The sequence below is a fragment of the Streptomyces turgidiscabies Car8 genome (genome assembly GCF_000331005.1).
Taxonomy (GTDB): domain Bacteria; phylum Actinomycetota; class Actinomycetes; order Streptomycetales; family Streptomycetaceae; genus Streptomyces; species Streptomyces turgidiscabies.
The window spans coordinates 1-1,379 of sequence record NZ_AEJB01000667.1 but is presented as its reverse complement, the minus strand read 5'-3'; the positions used below and the strand labels follow the sequence as shown (position 1 = coordinate 1,379).

Genomic DNA, 1,379 nt, shown 5'->3' with positions numbered 1-1,379 from the left:
GCTCCCCCACATCCGGATGACCGTCGACATGCTGCGCGCGGTCGGCGCCCAGGTGGACACCCCCGAGTCGGGCGGCGAGCCGAACGTCTGGCGGGTCACTCCGGGCGCCCTGCTCGGCCGGGATCTGACCATCGAGCCGGACCTCTCCAACGCCCAGCCGTTCCTGGCGGCGGCCCTGGTGACCGGCGGCAGGGTCACGATCCCCGACTGGCCGGCCCGCACCACCCAGCCCGGCGACCGGCTCCGCGAGATCTTCACGGAGATGGGCGGTTCCTGCGAACTCACCGAGTACGGGCTGGAGTTCACGGGCTCCGGGTCGATCCACGGCATCGACGTGGACCTGAGCGAGGTCGGCGAGCTGACCCCGGGCATCGCGGCCCCTGCGATGCTAATGGATGCCCCGGGGCTTAGCATTAGCGGCATGCGGGACCTGATCACGAACGACATCAGCGGCGACGCGCGGCTCGCCCTGGACCTCGCCCTCACCGTCCGCCACGACGGCGACGGCGGTATCGCGGACGACCTCTCCGACACCGTCGGCCTCACGACCTGGGTGCGCGCCCACCAGGGCAGCCTGCCCGAAGCCGACAGTTTCGTCGCCGACGAGGCCGCGCTGACCGCCGTACGAGAACTGCGTGCCGCCGTGCGGACCCTCTTCGCCCGCGCGGTACGGCCCGGGGAACCGAGCGCGGCGGACGCGGCACGGCTGCTGCCCCTGGCCGAGGCACTGAGGCTGCTCAACGCGGCAGCCGCCCGTACGCCGACCGTCCCCGTGCTCGACTGGGCCGACGACGCCGAACCCGTCGTACGCCACCAGGGCGTGCGCGGTGAGGCGGAGATCGTGGCCGTGCTCGCGCAGGCGGCCGTCGGCTTTCTCGCCGGTGCGGACCGGGAACGACTGCGGGCCTGCCACGCGCCGCGCTGTGTGCGCTACTTCCTCAAGGAACATCCGCGCCAGGAGTGGTGCAGACCTTCCTGCGGCAACCGGGCCCGCGTCGCCCGTCACCACGAGCGGCACAAGCAGGCGAGTTAGCGGGACGGCACGCTTGTGCGGCGCCTGCGGGACAGAGGGTTCGGCCAAACCCGTACCATGGCTGTATGTCGTTCCTCCGCCGCCGCAGCGCCACTCCCGCCGGCCCCGAATTCGATGTGCTGGCCATGGACCCGGGCGACTGGCCCGGCAACCTCGGCGCGGGCCTGCTGCCCGCCCCCGACGGCAGCTGCCAGGGCGTGTTCCTGCGCTACGACCTGTTCGGCGGCCGAGGCCCCGCGATGGTCATCGGCAACCTGCCGGAGGGCTCCCCGGCCCGTGACGTCGCCGATGACGAGGTCCCGTTCGAGGTGGCCCAGCTGCTGCTGGCCCTGGAGAACGAGGAGGA

1 protein-coding gene and 1 pseudogene are annotated in these 1,379 nt (G+C 72.6%); both read left to right on the top strand.

Translation table 11 applies throughout. The features are described 5' to 3' along the window. Positions 1-1,033: ABATE domain-containing protein (locus STRTUCAR8_RS55005; protein WP_006383493.1), on the top strand; the 1,033-nt coding region annotated here is incomplete at its 5' end. A gap of 65 nt (positions 1,034-1,098) precedes the next feature. Continuing rightward, positions 1,099-1,379 (top strand): annotated as a pseudogene (locus tag STRTUCAR8_RS46520) (hypothetical protein); the annotation flags it as partial.